Origin of the sequence: Arthrobacter sp. UYCu712 (assembly GCF_040547005.1) — a bacterium.
Lineage (GTDB): Bacteria > Actinomycetota > Actinomycetes > Actinomycetales > Micrococcaceae > Arthrobacter.
In genome coordinates this window covers 105,231-123,009 of sequence record NZ_JBEPOZ010000007.1, presented here as the reverse complement: position 1 = coordinate 123,009, position 17,779 = coordinate 105,231, and the positions used below count along the sequence as shown (strand labels likewise).

General features: G+C 66.8%; 14 protein-coding genes and 2 pseudogenes. 3 read left to right on the top strand and 13 right to left on the bottom strand.

Annotated features, from left to right (window positions below):
- Positions 1–46: 46 nt before the first annotated feature.
- The 8 genes and pseudogenes from ABIB51_RS09420 to ABIB51_RS09385 all read right to left on the bottom strand — a co-directional run.
- Positions 47–337: pseudogene (locus tag ABIB51_RS09420) on the bottom strand (sugar phosphate isomerase/epimerase); the annotation flags it as partial.
- Positions 338–422: 85 nt separating this feature from the next.
- The gene (locus tag ABIB51_RS09415; protein WP_354187677.1) at positions 423–1,436 is read right to left on the bottom strand and encodes a Gfo/Idh/MocA family protein; all 1,014 of its coding nucleotides are present in this window, start codon (positions 1,434–1,436) and stop codon (positions 423–425) included.
- Between the two features lie 19 nt (positions 1,437–1,455).
- Positions 1,456–2,367: a sugar phosphate isomerase/epimerase family protein gene (locus ABIB51_RS09410; protein WP_354187676.1), complete on the bottom strand. Its 912-nt coding sequence runs from the start codon at positions 2,365–2,367 to the stop codon at positions 1,456–1,458.
- Positions 2,368–2,571: 204 nt separating this feature from the next.
- A complete protein-coding gene (locus tag ABIB51_RS09405) occupies positions 2,572–4,083 on the bottom strand; it encodes a CoA-acylating methylmalonate-semialdehyde dehydrogenase (protein WP_354187675.1) in 1,512 nt (503 codons plus the stop codon).
- Between the two features lie 62 nt (positions 4,084–4,145).
- On the bottom strand, positions 4,146–6,074 hold the full coding sequence (iolD, locus tag ABIB51_RS09400) for a 3D-(3,5/4)-trihydroxycyclohexane-1,2-dione acylhydrolase (decyclizing) (RefSeq protein ID WP_354187674.1): 1,929 nt from the start codon (positions 6,072–6,074) through the stop codon (positions 4,146–4,148).
- 39 nt (positions 6,075–6,113) lie between these two features.
- Positions 6,114–7,088, bottom strand: coding sequence for a Cgl0159 family (beta/alpha)8-fold protein (locus ABIB51_RS09395; RefSeq protein WP_354187673.1), 975 nt, complete (start codon positions 7,086–7,088; stop codon positions 6,114–6,116).
- Positions 7,085–8,086 carry a 5-dehydro-2-deoxygluconokinase gene (gene iolC, locus ABIB51_RS09390; protein ID WP_354187739.1) on the bottom strand — a complete coding sequence of 334 codons (1,002 nt, stop codon included), beginning with the start codon at positions 8,084–8,086 and terminating at the stop codon, positions 7,085–7,087. Before iolC ends, ABIB51_RS09395 begins: the two co-directional genes overlap by 4 nt.
- 268 nt (positions 8,087–8,354) lie before the next feature.
- Positions 8,355–8,759, bottom strand: coding sequence for a tautomerase family protein (locus tag ABIB51_RS09385; protein WP_354187672.1), 405 nt, complete (start codon positions 8,757–8,759; stop codon positions 8,355–8,357).
- A gap of 231 nt (positions 8,760–8,990) precedes the next feature.
- Between ABIB51_RS09385 and ABIB51_RS09380 the strand changes: the two genes are divergently transcribed.
- Positions 8,991–9,332 carry an ArsR/SmtB family transcription factor gene (locus ABIB51_RS09380; protein WP_354187738.1) on the top strand — a complete coding sequence of 114 codons (342 nt, stop codon included), beginning with the start codon at positions 8,991–8,993 and terminating at the stop codon, positions 9,330–9,332.
- The gene (locus ABIB51_RS09375; RefSeq protein ID WP_354187671.1) at positions 9,329–9,841 is read left to right on the top strand and encodes an SRPBCC family protein; all 513 of its coding nucleotides are present in this window, start codon (positions 9,329–9,331) and stop codon (positions 9,839–9,841) included. The genes ABIB51_RS09380 and ABIB51_RS09375 overlap by 4 nt, the downstream gene beginning before the upstream one ends.
- 176 nt (positions 9,842–10,017) lie before the next feature.
- Here ABIB51_RS09375 and sucD read toward each other — a convergent pair whose 3' ends face one another.
- The 5 genes and pseudogenes from sucD to ABIB51_RS09350 form a co-directional block, all read right to left on the bottom strand.
- Positions 10,018–10,920: a succinate--CoA ligase subunit alpha gene (gene sucD, locus ABIB51_RS09370; protein ID WP_354187670.1), complete on the bottom strand. Its 903-nt coding sequence runs from the start codon at positions 10,918–10,920 to the stop codon at positions 10,018–10,020.
- Positions 10,921–10,932: 12 nt separating this feature from the next.
- The gene (sucC, locus tag ABIB51_RS09365; protein WP_354187669.1) at positions 10,933–12,102 is read right to left on the bottom strand and encodes an ADP-forming succinate--CoA ligase subunit beta; all 1,170 of its coding nucleotides are present in this window, start codon (positions 12,100–12,102) and stop codon (positions 10,933–10,935) included.
- 224 nt (positions 12,103–12,326) lie between these two features.
- Positions 12,327–13,034, bottom strand: a pseudogene (locus tag ABIB51_RS09360) (hypothetical protein).
- Positions 13,035–13,135: 101 nt separating this feature from the next.
- A complete protein-coding gene (pcrA, locus tag ABIB51_RS09355; RefSeq protein WP_354187668.1) occupies positions 13,136–15,655 on the bottom strand; it encodes a DNA helicase PcrA in 2,520 nt (839 codons plus the stop codon).
- Positions 15,656–16,145: 490 nt separating this feature from the next.
- The gene (locus ABIB51_RS09350) at positions 16,146–17,003 is read right to left on the bottom strand and encodes an inositol monophosphatase family protein (protein ID WP_354187667.1); all 858 of its coding nucleotides are present in this window, start codon (positions 17,001–17,003) and stop codon (positions 16,146–16,148) included.
- Between the two features lie 77 nt (positions 17,004–17,080).
- Here ABIB51_RS09350 and ABIB51_RS09345 point away from each other — a divergent pair, with 77 nt between their 5' ends.
- Positions 17,081–17,734 (top strand): hypothetical protein, encoded by a 654-nt coding sequence (locus ABIB51_RS09345; protein ID WP_354187666.1) that lies wholly within the window; start codon positions 17,081–17,083, stop codon positions 17,732–17,734.
- The last annotated feature ends 45 nt before the right edge of the window (positions 17,735–17,779 follow it).

Sequence of the window (17,779 nt, the reverse complement as noted above, 5' to 3'; positions counted from 1 at the left end):
AGTTGTTCATCGTGTCCAGCTGGTAGCGGGAGACTTCGGCGGCGGTGATCTGGATGGCACGATTCCAGTAGCGGACGGCCGCTTCGCGGGCACCCTCGTCCGGCCCGGACCAGCGGAGCACGGGCAGGACCGAGGCGATCTCGATCCCGGCGTCCTTGCAGCCCTTGTTGAGCTGGCCCACCAGTTCGTCGTCGGCCTTCGGGTGGTTGTAGAAAGGGATGAGATCGGCGTGCGGGGTCATCTGCATGCACTTGTAGCGCAGGTCCGCCGCCACCCGGGGAAATTCAAGCAGGCTGTGCGAGTGGTGGAACGGCGTTGGATCAAGTGCGATTTTCACGTGGAACACTCCATTGCGGGTCAGTCAGGTTGTGCAGGGGACCGGAAAGAACGCGAAGGTGGCTGCGGCCCCCTTCGCGTTCTTCCTAGCGGTAGAGGTCAGGCTTGGCGTTCAGCTTGACGGCGACCTTTTCGCCGTTCTTCTGCGCCTCGACGCCGGCCTCGCAGCAGGCGGCGGTGGCGTAGCCGTCCCAGGCCGTCGGACCGCCGATTTCGTCGCGGAGGGCGGCGTCCACCCAGGACTGGATTTCGACGTCGTACGCGGCGCCGAAGCGTTCCTCGAAGCCGGGGGTGACGTTTCCACCCCAGCGGCCGGCAGCGCGGGTGTACGGGCCCTGGTCGCCACCGATGCTGACGATGCCGTCCTCGAAGGAGGCCTGGGTAGCCACCTCGTAGCCGAACTTTGCGTTGACGTAGATCTCGACGTCGGCCAGGACTCCGGATTCGGTTTCGATCAGGACGTGCTGCGGGTCATGCTGGCCGGCCGGGGCGTTCTTCGTGGCCTTGCCGAGACGGACCTGGACAGACGTGATCTCCCCGCCGGTGAAGAAGCGGATGGCGTCGAATTCGTGCACCACGGAGTCGTTGATCAGCATCTCGTTGGTGAAGCCCGCCGGGGTGGTGGGGTTCCGGTGCTGGTGGTGCAGCATGAGCAGTTCGCCGAGTTCGGAGTCCTGGATGATCTTGCCAAGCGCGGCGTATTCCGCGTCGAAGCGGCGCATGAAACCAACTTGGATGCGCTGGTGCCCAAGCTGTTCCTCGGCCTGGACGATCTTCCAGGCGGAGGCGGCGTCCGGGGTGAGCGGCTTCTCGCACAGGATCGGGATGTCCTTGGCGATCGCCTTGAGCAGGATGTCCTCATGCAGGAAGCCGGGGGTGGCGATCAGTACGGCGTTGACGTCGCCGTTGTTGAGCGCCTCCTCGGTGTCGGCCAGGGCCACGGCGCCCGGGATGCCTTCGATGGCTGCCTGGGCACGGGCGAGGTCGACGTCGACGACGGCGGCAACCTCCGCGCCGTGGATGCGGGTGTTGAGCCGCTGGATGTGGTCTGCGCCCATACGGCCGGCGCCGATGACAGCTACGCGGAGTGTCTTGGTCATGGTTTCTTGTCCTTTGGTTCTAGTTGACGGCGGTGCGGGAGCCGCAGGAGAGCAGGTAGTTGCGGGTCCGCTTGGCAATCGGCATCGGGACGTCGAAGGCGACGGGGTACATGTCCTGTTCCACGATGCCAAAGATCGGCCGGTCCAGCGCCTCGACGGCTTCGATGACGGCGCGCAGGTCCGGCAGGCCGTTCGGCGGTTCGGTCATGACGCCGGCCAGGTTGGCGGCGGCCCAGGTCATCTTTTCCTCGTTGACCTTTTTGAGGATGTCCGGGTTGATCTGCTTGAGGTGCAGGTAGCCGATCCGGTCGGGGTAGTTCTTGATCAGCTCGAGGCTGGAGGCCCCGCAGTATTCGGCGTGGCCGGTGTCCAGGCAGAGGTTGAGGTACTTGGGGTCGGTGGCGGCGAGCAGGGTCTCGATGTCCTCCTGCGCGCCGACGTGGGAGTCGGCGTGCGAGTGGAACTGCTGCTTCAGGCCGAAGTCCTCCAGCAGGGTCTTGCCCAGCCGGTTGTGGCCGGCGAACAGGTCGCTCCAGGCCTTATCGGTAAGCTCACCGCTTTCCACGGCTTCTCCGGTGACGTCGTCGCGCCACATCGCCGGGATGACCACGATGTGCTCGCCGCCCATGGCCGCCGTGAGTTCGGCGACCTTGCGGGCCGGCTCCCAGGCGGTCTCCCACTGGTCCAGGCCGCGGTGGAAGGCCGTGAAAACCGTTCCCGCAGTGACCAACAGGCCCCGCGCCTTGAGCTCCTCGGCGAGCCGGGTGGGGTCGTCGGGGAGGTAGCCGTACGGGCCGAGTTCGATCCACTTGTAGCCGGATTCGGCCACCTCGTCGAGGAACCGCTCCCACGGGGTCTGCTTCGGGTCATCCGCGAACCAGACGCCCCAGGAGTCCGGCGCGGTGCCGATGATCAGCTTGTTCTCAGTCATGTCGATTCCTTCTCATCGATTGATCCGCAAGTGCCGTTTTGGACGCTCAAAACGGCCGTTACGGAGCAATCGATCGTGGTTGGTCGGGTGGGCCCACGCCGCCAGGGTTCCCTGTCCGTGGGGCCCCACCGGCGAGGGCCCCTGCCTGAGCTTGCGAAGGCTGGGAGCCGGTGGGGACTTGCGAGGCTAGGGCGGCGGTGGGGACTAGTTGGAGGGGAAGTTGTAGGAGGCGCCCGAGGCGTGGGTCGGTTCGGGCCAGCGGGACGTGACCACCTTGCCGCGGGTGTAGAAGGAGACGCCTTCCGGGCCGTAGATGTGCTTGTCGCCGAAGAGCGAGGCCTTCCAGCCGCCGAAGGAGTGGTGTGCCACCGGGACGGGCAGCGGGACGTTGATACCGATCATGCCGACATCGACGGAGCGCTGGAACTTGCGGGCGTTGGCGCCGGAGGAGGTGAAGATGGCGGTGCCGTTGCCGTAGGGGTTGGAGTTGATCAGCGCGATGCCGGCGTCCAGGTCCTCGACCCGGACCACGACCAGGACGGGGCCGAAGATTTCCTCGCTGTACGCGGTCATTTCGGTTTTGACGTGGTCAATGACGGTGGGGCCGACCCAGAACCCGTCCTCGTGGCCCGGGACAACGAGGTCGCGGCCGTCCACCACCATGGCCGCTCCCGCGGCTTCGGCTTCGGTGACGATCCGGACGATGCGCTCCTTGGAGGCCGAGGTGATGACCGGGCCCATTTCGGCGTCGGGCGCGGTGCCGTTGTTGACCTTGACGGCGAGGGCGCGCTCCTGGACCTTCTTGACCAGCAGGTCGGCGGCGTCTCCGACGGCGACGGCGACCGAGATGGCCATGCAGCGCTCGCCGGCGGAGCCGAAGGCGGCGGCGGCGAGGTGGTCTGCGGCGTTGTCGAGATCGGCGTCGGGCAGGATGATGGCGTGGTTCTTGGCGCCGCCGAGGGCCTGGACGCGCTTGCCGTGCTTGGTGGCGGTTTCGTGGACGTACTGGGCGATCGGTGTGGAGCCGACGAAGGAGATGCCGTCCACGTCCGGGTGGGTCAGGAGTCCGTGGACCGTATCCTTGTCCCCGTGCAGGACCTGGAAGACGCCGTCGGGCAGGCCAGCGTCCTTCCACAGCTTGGCCAGCAGCATCGAAGCCGAGGGATCGCGTTCGGAGGGCTTGAGGATGAAGGCGTTGCCGGTGGCGATTGCCATCGGGGCCATCCACAGCGGGACCATGACCGGGAAGTTGAACGGGGTGATGCCGGCGACGACGCCGAGCGGCTCGCGGAAGGAGAAGACGTCGATCCCGGTGGAGACCTGGTCCGAGTAGTCGCCCTTGAGCAGGGTCGGGACGCCGCAGGCGTATTCGATGACCTCGAGGCCGCGGCCGATTTCGCCCTTGGCGTCGGAGAGGACCTTGCCGTGCTCGGCGGTGATCAGCTCGGCGAGCTCGTCCACGTGGGCCGCGACGAGCTCACGGAACTTGAACAGCACGGCGGTGCGCTTGGCGAGGGAGAAGTCGCCCCAGGTATCGGCGGCGGCGCGGGCGGCGGCGACGGTGCCGTCCAGGTCCGCCCGGTTGGCCAGCCGCAGCTCTGCGGTGACGGCGCCGGTGGCGGGGTTGTAGACAGGCTGGGTGCGGTCACCAACGCCGGCGGTTTCGGCGCCGTTGATGAAGTGATGGATGGTCTTGGTGGTGGTGAGGGTGCTCATCGGAATGTCCTTGGGGGTTGGAGTCTTGGTGGCCTTCGCTGGCCGGGGTCAGGGGCCCGGGGTCAGCCGAGCAGCTTGCGCTGGCGGCCCTTGTGGTCGGTGTAGGTCTGGAAGGCCTGTTTCGTGGAGTCGAGCTCGGAGACCTGGGAGACGGGAACGTCCCACCATGATTCGGAGCTGGGGGCGTCCAGCAGCGGATCGGATTCAACGTGGATGACGATCGGGCCGCCGCGTTCGGGCGCGGCCTTGGCGTCCCGGATGGCCTGTTCGAGTTCGGCGATGACCTTCTCCCCCGGTTCGATCCGGATCACCTTCACGCCGAGGCTTTCGGCGTTCAGGGCCAGGTCCACCGGGAGCCGGTCGCCGTCGTCGAAGCTGTGGTGTTCCTCGTCCAGGGCGCGGTACTGGGTGCCGAAGCGCTGCGAACCGAGGGACTCCGAGAGCGAGCCGATCGAGGCGTAGCCGTGGTTCTGGATCAGGACCACGATCAGCTTGATCCGCTCGGCGACGGCGGTGACGAGTTCGGTGTGCATCATCAGGTAGGAGCCGTCGCCCACCATCACGACGACGTCGCGTTGCGCCCCGCCCCTCGCGGCTTCGGCGAGGGCTGCGCGCTTGACGCCGAGGCCGCCGGGGATCTCGTAGCCCATGCAGGAGTAGGCATATTCGACGTGGTAGCCGAACGGGTCCCGGACGCGCCACATCTTGTGCAGGTCACCGGGGAGGGACCCGGCGGCGCAGATGACCACGTCCCGGGCGTCCATGGCGCGGTTCGTGGCGCCGATGATCTCGTTCTGGGCAGGCAGCGGGGTGAAGCGGGTGTCGAAGGCTTCGTCGACCGTGGTGTTCCAGCGGGTCTTTTCCGCCGCGATCTGCTGTTCCAGGTCTGCGCCGATCCGGTAGCCGCCGAGGGCCTGGTTCAGCTTGACGAGCGTCTTGCGGGCATCAGCAACGATCGGCAGGGAGGTGCCGTGCTTGTACGCGTCGATCGCGGCGACGTTGATGTTGATGAACTGCACGTCCGGGTTCTGGAAAGCGGTCCGGGACGCCGTGGTGAAGTCCTCGTAGCGCGTGCCGATCCCGATGATCAGGTCCGCTTCGGCGGCGATGGCGTTGGCCGCCGTCGTGCCGGTGGAGCCGATCGCACCGAGTGAGAACGGGTGGTCCCAGGGCAGGACGCCGACGCCGGCCTGGGTGTTGCCGACCGGGATGCCGGTCAGCCCGACGAACCTGGCGAGCTCATCGTTGGCGTAGGCGTACAGGACGCCGCCGCCGGCGATGATGAGCGGACGTTTGGCGGCACGGATGGCCTCGGCGGAGCGGCGGATGTCCTCGTCGTCGGCGTCCGGGCGGCGGATCCGCCACTCGCGCTCGGCAAGGAATTCCTCGGGTACATCGAAGGCCTCGGCCTGGACGTCCTGGGGCAGCGAGATGGTGACGGCGCCGGTCTCGGCCGGATCCGTCAGCACGCGCAGCCCGTGGTGGAAGGCGGAGAACAACTGCTCGGGCCGGGTGACCCGGTCAAAGAACTTGGACAGCGGCCGGAAGGCGTCGTTGACGGTGATGTCGTAGCCGTGGGGCTGCTCGAGCTGTTGCAGCACCGGGTCAGCGGCTCGGGTCGCGAAAGTGTCGCTGGGCAGCAGCAGGACCGGGAGCCGGTTGGTGGTCGCCAGGGCGGCACCGGTGAGGAGGTTCGAGGAGCCGGGCCCGATCGAGGTGCTGATCGCGAACGTCTGCCGGCGTCGGGTGTGGCGGGCGTAGCCGGCGGCCTGGTGCGCCTGGGCCTGCTCGTTCCGGCCCTGGTAGTACGGCATGATCGTCGGATCGAGCTGCTGGTACTGCTTGAGGGCCTGGCCGACGCCGGCAACGTTGCCGTGGCCGAAGATCCCGAAGGTGCCCGGGATGAGCCGCTCGCGGTAGTCCTGGCCGCCGATCGAGTCAACGGTGTACTGCTTGGACAGGTATTCGACGACGGCCTGGGCGACCGTCATTCTGCGGGTTCCTGATGCAGATCCAATTCCCATGGGACGTTACTCCGATACTTCTGCGGTGCGGGTGGACAGGGTGCGCGGGACGGCCCGGTTCAGCAGCGAGGCTGCAGTCGCCACAGCGCCGGCGACGTCGCCGTCCTGCGGGTAGAGCAGGGTACGGCCGACGGTGAGTCCCTGGACGCCGGGCAGCGCGAGGGCTGCTTCCCAGCTCGCAAAGACGTCGTCCTGGCTGCTGTCCGGATCTCCGCCGAGCAGCACGGTGGGCATCGTGGTGGCCGCCATGACGCGTTCCATCTCGGCCACGACCGGGAGCTTCATCCAGGTGTACGCGCTGGTGGAGCCGAGGCCCTCAGCGATGGCCACCGACTTGATCACGGCATTGGTCGAGAGGTCGTTGCGGACCTTGCCGTGTTCCCGGACGGAGAGGAAGGGTTCCACCATGGCGATGAGCTTGCGCTCGGCCAGGGAGTCGATCGCCTTGGCGGTGGCTTCGAGGGTCGCCACCGTGTCCGGGTCGCCGAGGCAGATGCGCGTGAGCATCTTGCCGCCATCGGCTCCGAGCGCTTCCAGGGCCGCGGCCGTGTGGCCTGTGAAACGGTCGTCGAGCTCGTTGACCAGGCCGGAGAGCCCGCCCCGGTTCATCGAGCCGAAGAGGAGCTTGCCGTCGAGCACCCCGAGCAGCAGCAGGTCATCCATGATGTCCGGGGATGCGAGGATGCCGTCCACGTCCGGGTTGGCCAGCGCGATCTGCAGACGGTCCAGGAGCTGGCGGCGGTCCGCCATCGCCACCGGGTCGTCGCCGACTGCGAGGGCGCCACGGGCCGGGTGGTCGGCGGCGACAATGAAGTTCTGGATTCCGGATTTCGGGCCCGGGTGGCGGCGGCGCGCCTTCGCGGCGCGGGCAATCGCGTCCGGGTCTTCGAGCCGGATGGCGCTCAGGTGCGCGTAGCGGCGCGGATCATCGTTGACTGAAGCGGGCACTGAAGCGGTGGCGGAACCGGGATGGAGGCTCACAGGGTTGCTCCTTCGGTGGCGTAGGTGCCCGGTACCGGGCGGCCGCGCTCGGCGAGCAGCGCGGTGACTTCGTCCGGCGTCGGCATGGCGTCGGCACAGGACAACCGGGAGGCGACGAGGGCGCCGGCGGCGTTGGCGAAGTCGAGGACCTGCGCGAGCGGCCAACCGGAGAGCAGCCCGTGGCAGAAGGCCCCGCCGAAGGAGTCGCCGGCACCGAGGCCGTTGAGGGTCTGGACCGGGACCGGGGCGGAGACGACCCGTTCGGTGCGGGTTTTCGCCATCACGCCTTCGGGGCCGAGCTTCACGACGGCGATTATGACGCCGGCCGCGAGCAGCCGGTCGGCCTGCTCGTCCGGGGTGCCTTCGCCGATGGCGACGGCGCATTCTTTGTCATTGCCGATCGCCACGGTGACGTGCGGGAGGATTTTGGCGACCTGTTCCCGGGCTTCCGCTTCGGAGGCCCAGAACATCGGCCGGTAGTCGAGGTCCAGGATGGTGTGCTGGCCAGGCTTCAGCCCGGTGCGGGGCCTGGCCCCGTGGGCCGCGAGGTGCGCCGCGCGGCTCGGTTCCTGGCAGAGGCCGGTCACGGTGGACCAGAAGATGCCGGCGTTCCTGATGGCGTCGAGGTCGAGTTCGGCAGCCTTGATCTGCAGGTCCGGGGCCGTGGGGAACCGCCCGTAGAAGTAGAGCGGGAAGTCTTCCGGCGGCTTGATCGCGCAGAACGTCACCGCGGTGGGCCATTCCTTCACAGCGGTGACGAAGGAATCGTCCACCTTGAACTTGCGCAGCTCGCGGTGCAGGTACGTGCCGAAGGCGTCGTCGCCGGTGCGGGTGATGACGGCGGCGCGGCGGCCATGGCGGGCCGCGGCCACAGCCACGTTGGACGGGGAACCGCCCAGGTACTTCCCGAAGGACGTGACATCCTCCAGATCCACCCCGATGTCATTCGGGTAGATATCAACGCTGATGCGCCCGATCGTGAGCAGTTCGTGGGTCACGGTCATCGTGGACCTTTCTGGTGTGAACTCTGTACCTTTACACAGCGGCAGCATGTCAGCATGCGTGGTCCGGAGTGGGTTCCGGCGGCCCCGCAGTGAGCCGGACCACATCGACTACTCTGCCTTACAATCCATGTACTGTCAAAGGTTTGTACTGACATATTTACAACTTGACACAGGCCGGGTTTCCCGGCAGTTTGCACCCCTGGCGCACGTCGCTGCGCGCGCCCCTGACGCATGGCGGGGAGAACCCCCGGCCACTCCAGGGTTAGCGCCCCGGCGAGGCGAGTTCGCCGGTGACATATTGGGCCCGGCCGAAACCGAAGGACCAGTCCCCCGCGGTGCTTTCGACGTAGCCGATAAACACGTCCTCGCCGGCAATCCCGGCGGCTGCCAGGTTTGCGGCGATCGCGGCGAACAGGGACTGCTTGGCCTCCTGTCCGCGTCCGGCCTGGGTGAAGATCTGGATCATCACGACGTCCGGCGTCCGCTCAAATCCGAGCCCGGCACCCTGGGCCAAGATCTGGCCCTGCGGATGCTCGGTCAGCACATGGAAATAATCCCGTTCCGGAATGCCGCATTCGGCCACGATGGCGTCGTGGATGCTCCGGCTGAGCACCCGGAGCCGATCGGGGCTCCGGCCCTGGTTGACGTCTATTCGCACGAGAGGCACTCGTTGCTCCTCGCTATTTTGTCCTGACATACTAACAAAGATTTTTCCGATAGCACAAGAGCCTCAGGGCAGATAGGGGATTGTGGACACGCGCCTCCAGGCGTAGCCTTGAACAACCAATAGATTGATCAATGGATTAGTTGATTACGATGAATTGTCCGTTGATTGATCAGATTGACGGCGACGGATGACGGAAAGGTGGGACACCAGTTGCCAGCCCGCGACGACGAGATGCTCGACTCGGCCTTCCTGGCCCTCGCCGACCCCGTCCGCCGCCGCATCATCGCCCGGCTCAGCCGGGGTCCGGCCACCGTGAACGAACTGGCGGAACCTTTCGCGATCACCAAGCAGGCGGTCTCGAAACACATCCAGGTCCTCGAGCAGGCGCACCTGGTCACGCGCACCCGTGATGCCCAGCGCCGGCCCGTCCATCTGAACCCAGCACGGCTGGAGGCGCTCACCGCATGGATCGACCAGTACCGGCTGGTCCGCGAGGGGCAGTTCCGCAGCCTTGACGCCGTGCTCCAATCCAACGCCGCGGCACGCGGCACACAGGCAAAGGACTCATCATGACCAACGCCCTGACAGTCACTGTCCCGGAGGGACTGCCCTTCATCGATTTCGCGCGGGAGTTCGACTTCCCCGTTGCAGATGTCTTCCGTGCCCATAAGGAACCCGCCCTTGTGGCCCAGTGGCTCGGCCCGCGAGGGCTCCGGATGGAGATCGACCACTACGATTTCCGTACCGGCGGCAGCTACCTCTACACGCACATCGGACCGGACGGCGCAGCGTACCGCTTCAGCGGGATCTTCCACACGGTCCGTGAGAACGACTTCGCCATCCAGACCTTCGAATTCGACGGCTACCCGGACGTGGTCAGCATCGAGTTCGCGACCTTCCAGGATCTCGGCGGCGGGCGGACCCGGCTGACGGCCCACGCTGTCTATCCAAGCCTGGAGGCCCGGGACGGGATGGCCCAGTCCGGCATGGAAGACGGACTGTCCGAAGCGTACGAGCGGCTCGAGGAACTCCTGGCCGGCGCCGTCACCGGCACCCCGCAGTCAGGGAAGGTCACGGCATGAGCAATGCGCTCAAGCTCGTGGCCCCGGAAAAGGTGCCGTTCGTGGACTCCGAACGGGAGTTTGACGGGCAGTAGCAGCCGGACTGTTAAACAAAAAAGTACGACGGCGGCAGGCCACCTCCCCTGGGGATGGTGACCTGCCGCCGTCGTACTTTTTGGTGCTGTGGCGCTTCGGACCTAGAGGGTCGCGAAGACCTCGCGCAGGAGCTTGGCGGTCTCGGACGGCGTCTTGCCGACCTTGACACCGGCAGCCTCGAGGGCTTCCTTCTTGGCCTGTGCGGTGCCCGCGGAACCCGAGACGATGGCGCCTGCGTGGCCCATGGTCTTGCCTTCCGGAGCGGTGAAGCCTGCCACGTAGCCGACAACCGGCTTCGTGACGTGTGCCTTGATGTAGTCCGCGGCACGCTCCTCGGCGTCGCCGCCGATTTCGCCGATCATAACGATCGCCTTGGTCTCCGGGTCGGCTTCGAAGGCCTCAAGGGCATCGATGTGGGTGGTGCCGATGACCGGGTCGCCACCGATGCCGATGGCGGTGGAGAAGCCGAGGTCGCGCAGTTCGTACATCATCTGGTAGGTCAGGGTGCCTGACTTGGAGACGAGGCCGATGGGGCCCTTGCCCGTGATGTTGGCCGGGGTGATGCCGACGAGGGCCTCTCCCGGGGTGATGATGCCGGGGCAGTTCGGCCCGATGATGCGGGTGACCTGCTTGCCGTTGGCGTCGACCTTGGACTGGGCCAGGGCCCAGAACTCGGCGGAATCCTGGACCGGCACACCTTCGGTGATGACCACGACGAGGCCGATGCCGGCCTCAATGGCTTCGACGACGGCGTCCTTGGTGAAGGCCGGCGGGACGAAGACGATGGAGACGTCAGCGCCGGTCTCGGCGATGGCTTCCTTGACGGTGCCGAAGACGGTGATCTCCTTGTCGCCGTGCAGGACCGTGGTGCCGGCCTTGCGGGCGTTGACGCCACCAACGATGTTGGTGCCGGCCTTCAGCATCAGGGCGGTGTGCTTGGTGCCTTCGCCGCCGGTGATGCCCTGGACGATGACCTTGGAGTCCTTGTTCAGATAAATAGACATGTTTGAGTCGCCTTACTTCGCTGCGTTGGCGAGCTCGGCAGCCTTGTCGGCGCCCTCGTCCATGGTGGCGGCCAGGGTAACCAGCGGGTGGTTGGCCTCGGCCAGGATGCGGCGGCCTTCCTCAACGTTGTTGCCGTCGAGGCGGACTACCAGCGGCTTGTTCGCGGAGTGGCCCAGCTCGGCCAGTGCACCGACGATGCCCTTGGCAACGGCGTCACACGCGGTGATGCCACCGAAGACGTTGACGAAGACCGACTTGACCTGCGGGTCGCCCAGGATGACGTCGAGGCCTGCAGCCATGACCTCGGCGGAAGCTCCACCGCCGATGTCCAGGAAGTTGGCGGGCTTGACGTTGCCGTGGTTCTCGCCGGCGTAGGCAACGACGTCGAGCGTGGACATGACCAGGCCGGCACCGTTACCGATGATGCCGACTTCGCCGTCCAGCTTGACGTAGTTGAGGTCCTGCGCCTTTGCCTTGGCCTCGAGCGGGTCAGCAGCGTCCTTGTCTTCAAGGTGCGCGTGCTTGGGGTGGCGGAAGTCGGCGTTCTCGTCGAGCGAGACCTTGCCGTCAAGGGCAACAATGTCGCCTGCGCCGGTCAGGACCAGCGGGTTGACCTCCACAAGGGTGGCGTCTTCCTTCTTGAAGACGTCCCAGAGCTTCAGGATTACGCCGGCGACCTTGCCGCGCAGTTCCTCAGAGAAGCCCGCAGCGGCGACGATTTCGTCGGCCTTGGCCTGGTCGATGCCTACGGCCGGGTCGATCGCGATCTTGGCAAGGGCGTCGGGCCGCTCAACGGCGAGCTGCTCGATTTCCATGCCGCCTTCAACCGAGCACATGGCCAGGTAGTTGCGGTTGGCCCGGTCCAAGAGGACTGAGAAGTAGTATTCCTCGGCGATGTCCGCGCCCTGGGCGATCATCACGCGGTGGACGGTGTGGCCCTTGATGTCCATCCCGAGGATGTTGGTGGAGTGTTCAAACGCCTCGTCAGCGGTCTTGGCGACCTTGACGCCGCCGGCTTTGCCGCGGCCTCCGGCCTTGACCTGCGCCTTTACGACAGTCACGCCGCCGATTTTCTCGGCAGCTGCCTTTGCTTCTTCAGGGGTGTGCGCCACGATGCCAGCAAGCACGGGTACACCGTGCGCCTCGAACATATCGCGCGCCTGGTATTCAAACAGGTCCACGGTTTAGTGTCCTTCTACGTCGAAGTAGTTTCTGTACAGCCGGACCCCACGTTCTCGCGGTTACCGGGCTGCGGAATAAACGCACCCTGCGACAAGCTTGGAAACGAGCCACACGGCGCAATGCTCCTTTCGGAACTCTAGTCCTTTCTGGGGACCAGCCCGTTCCAGAGTACCCGTTATGTGAGGAAGCACACTATTCTATGGAGTGTAGAAAAACCGCTAGATTACGGGGTTTTTGGGGCTTCGGACGACGTCGGGGAGGGCTTCTTCCCGGCCTCCGAGACTAGTTCGTAACGGTCCCGGGAGACGAAGAATGCTACCCCCGCGGAGACGTTTCCGCAGGCGACACCGCCGTTGTAGGCGGAGCAGCGCAGGCCGTTCCGTTCCAGGTTCTGGCCGTCTTCGAGGACGTGGAGCTGCGAGATGGGCCCGGCGCGGCTGCCCTTGGGGCCGAATTCCGTTTCCTGCGCCGTGACGCCGGAACGGCACTCCCCGTAGCCGGCCTTGGCGGGGGTGAGCAGGGCGGTCCCGCCCAGGAAGCCGAGGCCGGTGCCGCCGCAGTTGTCGGTGACATCCTAGGCCGCGGGTGTGGGGTAGGCCGCGAGCTCGCAGTGCGCCACGGGGACGGTGGCCAGCTTGGTGTTGGCGGTGTCCGCGAAGCTGTTTTGTTCGTAGGGCAGGTTGACATTCTCACCGCGGGCCGAGGTCAGCGAACAGACAACGTTGTGGTCGGCGGTGACGAAGCTGAGGATGTCCTGGCCGGCGCCAAACGCGGCCGAGTCGGTCAGCGGCGCCTACTTGAGCTGCTCCAGGACGGCCAGGGGCGCCGGCGGGACGTACTGCGGGTCCTTCTGCGTGATGGTGCACGCCGTGGACGCCAGCAGGAAGAGGGCGGCCAGGATCCCCAGTAGTGTCCGTCGCATGGGCTCCATTATGCCTGCGGCCGTGCCTGGCGCGGCGCCCGGCGCGCTCTGGCCGCGGCGCTGGAGCCGGCCGGGCCGCGCCGGACTCCCCGATCAGGCGCCGGGACCGGTCACGCGTCAATCTTTGTGAGCGGCGCGTAGCGCAGCAGCAGCCGCTTCTCGCCGATGCCGAACTTCACCTTGGCCACCGTCTTGTCGCCGGCGCCCTCGACAGCCAGGACGGTGCCGTTGCCGAAGCTGGTGTGGTTGACCTTGTCCCCGACGCTGACGGCGACGATTTCCTTCTGCGGCTGGACCCGGTTCTTGGCGATGGCGGCCGGGACGTCGGCGTTGAAGCCTGCGGACGGGCCCGCCGCGGCGCCGCGGGCGGTGCCGGCACCCCAGAACGATCCGCCGTACCGGCTGGAGCCGATCGAGGCACCGCTCCCCCAGCTGCCCGCCTGCCGGTTGGAGCCTTCGCGTTTCCACTCCACAAGCTCGGCCGGGATTTCCTCGATGAACTGGCTCGCGGGGTTGTACTGGCTCTGGCCCCACATGCTGCGCACCTCGGAGCGGGTCAGGTACAGCCGCTTCCGGGCACGCGTCAGGCCGACGTAGGCCAGCCGGCGTTCCTCCGCCAGTTCCTTCGGGTCGGTGGCGGAGCGCTGGTGCGGGAAGAGCCCGTGCTCCATGCCCGTCAGGAACACCACCGGGAATTCCAGGCCCTTGGCGGTGTGCAGCGTCATGAGGGTGACGACGCCGAGCCGTTTGGCTTCGGCGACGGCGGCGGCCAGCTCATCGGCCGTCCCGGCCGGGGCGTCCGGGATCTGGTCGGCGTCGGCCACGAGGGAGACGCCTTCCAGGAAGGCGCCGAGTGAGCCTTCCGGGTTGTACTGTTCGTATTCGCGGACGACGGCGACGAGCTCGGCGAGGTTCTCCACCCGCGATTCGTCCTGAGGGTCGGTGCTGGAGCGCAGCCCGGCGAGGTAGCCGGTCTGTTCCAGCACGGCTTCGAGGGCCGCGGCGGCCCCGGAACCGGAGGCCACCTCGGCGAGGTCGTCGAGCAGCTTCACGAAGCCGAGCACCGCGTTGACGGACCGAGTGGCCATCCCGGGGGCTTCGTCGGCGCGGCGGGCCGCGGCCATGAAGGAGGTCCGGTCGCGCTGGGCGAGGGAGGCGACGGCGCCTTCGGCACGGTCGCCGATGCCGCGCTTGGGTTCGTTCAGGATCCGGCGGAGGTTGACGTCGTCGTCCGGGTTCACCAGCACACGCAGGTAGGCGAGGGCGTCCTTGATTTCCTTGCGCTCGTAGAAGCGCGTGCCGCCGACCACCTTGTACGGCAGCCCGACGCGGACCAGAACGTCCTCGATCGAGCGGGACTGGGCGTTGGTGCGGTAGAAGATGGCGACGTCGCCGGGGCGGAGGTCCCCTTCGTCCTGCAGCCGGTCGATTTCTTTGGCGATGAACTGGGCTTCGTCGTGTTCGTTCTCGCCGACGTAGCCGACGATCTTTTCGCCGTCGCCCTCCGCCGTCCAGAGCCGCTTCTCCGGCCGGTTGGGGTTGCGGGAGATGACCGAGTTCGCGGCGCTGAGGATGGTCTGGGTGGAGCGGTAGTTCTGTTCAAGCTTGATGGTGCGGGCGTCCGGGTAGTCCTTCTCGAACTCCACGATGTTGCGGATGTCCGCGCCGCGGAAGGCGTAGATGGACTGGTCCGAATCGCCGACGACCGTGAGCTCGGCGGCGCCGGGGCCCTCGCCGACGATCTCGCGGACCAGGGCGTACTGGGCGTGGTTGGTGTCCTGGTATTCGTCGACGAGAACGTGCCGGAAGCGGCGCCGGTAGGACTCGGCGAGCGCCGGGAAGGCGCGGAACATGTAGACGGTCTCGGCGATCAGGTCATCGAAGTCCATCGCGTTGGCCTGGCGCAGCCGCTGCGTGTAGCCCTTGAAGACCTCGGCGACCGCCTGCTCGAAGGGGTCATTGTGGTTGGCGCTGGAGGAGTAACTGTCGGCATCGATCAGCTCGTTCTTGAGCGCCGAAATCTTGTGCTGGATGGCCTTGGGGGCGAACCGCTTCGGATCCAGGTCCAGGTTCTTGGCCACCAGGTTGATGAGGCGCAGGGAGTCGGCCGAATCGTAGATGGAGAAGTTGGAGTTCAGGCCGACGTTCTTGGCTTCGCGGCGCAGTATCCGCACGCAGGACGAGTGGAAGGTAGAGACCCACATTGTCTTGGCCCGGGCGCCGACCAGTGCTTCAACCCGCTCGCGCATTTCGGCGGCAGCCTTGTTGGTGAAGGTGATGGCCAGGATCTCGCCGTGGTGCGCGCGCCGCGTGGCGATCAGGTAGGCGATGCGGTTGCTGAGCACGCGCGTCTTGCCCGAGCCCGCGCCGGCGACGATCAGCAGGGCGCTGCCGGCGTGCTTGACCGCTTCTTCTTGCTGCGGGTTCAGCCCCTGCAGGAGCTCGTCCGCGCCCGGGAGTCGCGAGGCGTCCTGGTCCCCCTCGTGGCCGCCCTCAGCGCTGTTTGGGCCCCACCCGGGAGCGGAACCCACAGCCGCCGCGCCTGTTCCGGCGGGCGATTTTGTGGCTGCCGCCGTCTTGGAGGCAGCTTGGAAGGGTCCGTCGGCGTAAGGGTCAAACAACATATCCATGGTGTTAACAAGTCTAGGCGGTGCCACTGACAGCGGCGTCCGCCCCTCGGGACATGCCCTCCCCTGCCCCCGGCCACTGGACATATGGCCCCTATGTCCACTCCCCGCGGCAAGGAATGAGCATGTCCTCCGGTGCTCGAGGCGAGGATTGAGCATGTCCCCTCCCGGAACCCTGGAATGGGCATGTCCGGTGCGTCTTCAGGACTGGACATGTCCCGTTCTGGCCCGCGGGATTGCGCATGTCCGCCGGGCATTCCAGACTGCGTTGAGCATGCCCCCTCAGGTCCGCGAACACTGGACATTTCGCCACCATGTCCAGTGTTCGCGGCCAGAAATGAGCATGTCCCCCGGAATTCGCGGCCAGGACTGGGCATGTCCCCTCGTGCGCGGTGCGGACACCGGGCACGTCCGATCCCGGGTCCAAGAATGGGCATGTCCCGAACGAGGTCCGCCCGGAGGCATGGATTCGCGGAGCTCTCGAGGCCCGGAACTAGCGCACGGAGCCCGACACGAGGGCTGCGCGGAGCTGCCGGACCGCCGTCGTGCCCCCGGCGAGGAACCACTCGAGTCCATTGACGCGGACGACGTCGGCCGCGCCGCCGGCCGCGAGGACGATCGCCTTTCCCGGCAGCCAGTCCCATTCCGGGCAGCTGTGCTGGAACCAGCAGCCCAGTTCGCCGTCGGCCACCCGGCTGAGGTCGCAGGAGCCCGAACCGAACATCCGCAGGGCCGCGGCGGACGTGGCAGCCGCGTGCCAGGGCATGGCGCACATCGGGTCGGCAAGCCAGTTGGGGTGGATGTAGGTAGCCGCACCGAGTTCGGACAGCGGGGTGTCGGCGCGGCCCGTGCCGCCGTCTTCCCGGGGCAGGAAACTCGTCAGGCGTTCTCCGTTGAGCGTCGCACTCCGGGCCGTTCCACCGAGCCAGAGCTTGTCCTCCTCCGGCTGGAAGATCGCACCCAGCAGCACACCGGAAGAGTCCTTGAGCGCGATCGCCGAGCACCAGTACGTCGAACCGTGCAGGAAGTTGTACGTCCCGTCCACCGGATCAATGACCCAAGTGCGGCCGCTGTGGCCGGCCACGGAGGCGCCCTCTTCGCCGAGGATGCCATCGTCGGGGCGGCAGCGCTGGAGCTGTTCCAGAACATAGGCCTCGGCGGCGTGGTCGGCGGCGGTCACCACATCGGAGATGGACGTCTTCTGCTGGCCCTCCAGCCCGGCCTGGCGCATCAAGAGCGCCAGCTGGCCGGCTTCCCGCACCAGGGCTTCCGCCAACTGGTAGTCATCGAGGCTCGAGTCGAGCTCGGCGGTGCTGTGCCGGCCAAGCCGGTGTTTTCCTAGTTCGGTCACGGGCTCCAGCCTATCGGCGGCTGTCGGCGGTGAACACACAGCGCCGAACGGCAGCCGGGGCGGGCGATAATGGAGCCATGGCCAAGACACCCGCACAGCGGATCAAGAAGCACGGCGCGAACGCTGCCGTCCCCCAGCACCGTTTGCCGCCCGTGATCAATCCCAGCACCACCCGGACACCGCAGAAGGCGCAGAACAACAGCAATCTGATCCTCATTGCCGGCGTGGTCGCCAGCCTCTTCCTCTTCTGGTACGTCCACCTGCTCACCCTGAACCAGCTCACCCAGCTCTCCGGGGGCCTGGCCATGCCGGACTCGTTGCTCGGCGGCTTCGACCAAGCCCACGTGGAGCAGCTGCGGACCGCTATGGACGGGGACGCCCGCGGCCAGCTCAACTACATCCACAAGACGGCGGGCACGCTCTTCCCGCTGATCTTCGGCTTCAGCTGGCTGTTGCTGATCGGAACCAACGTGGCGCGAAAGCCCCTGCGCTGGGCGCTGTGGGCCATTCCGCTGCTCTTCGCGGCCGTGCGGTTGTGGGGAAATTCCGCCATTGACACGATGATGTCCGCCGACGCGCTCGACGCCGGACAGGTTGCCCTCGCATCGGGGCTCACCGCGGCTGGCTGGGTCCTGCTGGTGCTGAGCCTCGTGGCAGGCGGCGCCGCGGTGTTCCTCGGCCGGAGATCCGCCTCGCCCCCCTCGCCCACCGCGGGACATGCCCAGTCCTAGCCACAGCCACTGGACATAGTCCCACTGAGTCCATCCGTCGCGGAA